Source organism: Peribacillus sp. P4_C12 (genome assembly GCF_056402095.1).
Genome location: NZ_JBFUIB010001130.1, coordinates 1 through 633, shown reverse-complemented (window position 1 = coordinate 633; position 633 = coordinate 1). Strand labels below are relative to the sequence as shown.

Here is a 633-nt window from a genome sequence, read left to right as displayed (position 1 = left end):
TCCCGTTGTACCTGAAGTATACATAATGAATAACTCATCATCTTCCGAGACATTTATGTTTACAACTGAAGATTTTTGTTCTAGGACTTCAAAAGGAAGATAGTCTTTTCGCCTTGGTGTTCCATTTCCAATCAAGAAATAATTTTGAACATTTATGATTGAATCTTCATCCCTCAAGTTTTCTACTTTAGGTAAAAATTCATCATCCGTAATCAAAATTTTGGTGCCGGAATGTTCTACCATATAAGAAAGTTCTTTTTCTTTTAATCTCGTATTTAATGGCACAACTATGGCGCCAATTTTCGCACAAGCAAACACTAGTAAAGAGAACTCGATACTATTCCCCAATATAAGGGCCACACGGTCTCCCTTCCCAACAAGCAAAGAGTTTTGTAAATTACCGGCAATATTTTCCACTTTATCGAGCATCTCTTGATATGTGAGTCGAATTCCATTCATGACCAGTGCTTCTTTTTCGGGATATTGTTCAACCGTTTCTTTCAACATAGACATGACATTTTTAGGCCGTTTTTCGAAAACCTTAATTTTACGATTAAAATGCATTTCTTCCACGATGTTCATTTTCATACCTCCTTAACTAGCTATTTATCTTGCAGTCCAGCCCCCATCGAC

Annotated in this window: 1 protein-coding gene; it reads right to left on the bottom strand. The window is 36.2% G+C overall.

The features are described from left to right. The coding region (locus AC1DUW_RS31760) for an AMP-binding protein (protein ID WP_477644570.1) at positions 1–582 on the bottom strand (582 nt) is incomplete at its 3' end. Positions 583–633: the final 51 nt, after the last annotated feature.